Source organism: Herbidospora sakaeratensis (assembly GCF_001570525.1).
GTDB classification, from domain to species: domain Bacteria; phylum Actinomycetota; class Actinomycetes; order Streptosporangiales; family Streptosporangiaceae; genus Herbidospora; species Herbidospora sakaeratensis.
The window spans coordinates 1-1,089 of record NZ_BBXC01000003.1; the positions used below are offsets into that span (position 1 = coordinate 1).

The window sequence follows — 1,089 nt, forward strand, 5'->3', positions numbered from 1 at the left end:
CGCCTAGGTGTACTTGGCCGAGATCTTGGTGACACGTGGCGATCGGTGATTGATCATGAAGAAGACCTCCGGGCGTAGTGGAGTTTGCCGCTTCACCCACGCACGGAGGTCTTGATGGGTCACGCTAACGCCCGGCTGACGTTTCACGGCAGATGCCTGCTGGTTCGCCGTGTCGTGTTCGACGGCCGCCCCGTCGCGCACGTGGCCGCCGAACTGGGCGTCTCGCGCCAATGCGGGCACCGGTGGGTCCGCCGCTACCAGCAAGAAGGGTGGCCCGGACTACGGGAACGGCGCAGTGGCCCCCGCACCAGCCCTCGCCGCACCCCGCCCGACATCGAGCAGCGGGTCCTGGTGGCGCGTGCCGAGCTGCGGGCCGGACCCGACCGGCTCGCAGCCGCCACCGGAGTGCCGGCCCGGACCATCAGCCGAATCCTGCGCCGCCACGGCGTCGCACGCCTGGCGATGTGTGACCCGCTGACCGGCACGCCGATCCGCGCCAGCCGCAAAAGCACCCGCCGCTACGAGCACGCGGCGCCCGGCGACATGATCCACCTGGACGTCAAGAAACTCGGACGCATCCCCGAAGGCGGCGGCCACCGCGTCCACGGCCGCGCCGAGTCCGCACGCGGGCGCGGCATCGGCTACGACTACCTGCACACCGCCATCGACGACCACACCCGCCTGGCCTACATCGAAGTCCTGACCGACGAGAAAGGCACCACCTGCGCCGCCTTCCTGACCCGGGCCGCGGCCTTCTTCGCCAGCCAGGGCATCACCCGCATTCAGCGGGTGATGACCGACAACGCCAAGAACTACCGGATCAGCCACGCTTTCCAGCAGGCCTGCACCGCACTGGGCGCCCGGCAGAAATTCACCCGGCCACACTGCCCCTGGACCAACGGCAAAGCCGAACGTCTCAACCGGACCATGGCCACCGAGTGGGCCTACCGCCGGCCCTACGCCAGCAACCAGCACCGAACCCAAGCCCTCGGCCCCTGGCTGGAGTACTACAACACCACACGCCCACACTCAGCCCTCGGCGGCCGACCGCCCATCAGCCGACTGTCACCAAGTCCATGACCGAGTACA

1 protein-coding gene is annotated in these 1,089 nt (G+C 69.0%); it reads left to right on the top strand.

Annotated features, from left to right (window positions below; genetic code table 11):
* The first annotated feature begins 114 nt into the window (after positions 1-114).
* Positions 115-1,080 (top strand): IS481 family transposase, encoded by a 966-nt coding sequence (locus AW271_RS00015; RefSeq protein ID WP_062330064.1) that lies wholly within the window; start codon positions 115-117, stop codon positions 1,078-1,080.
* The last annotated feature ends 9 nt before the right edge of the window (positions 1,081-1,089 follow it).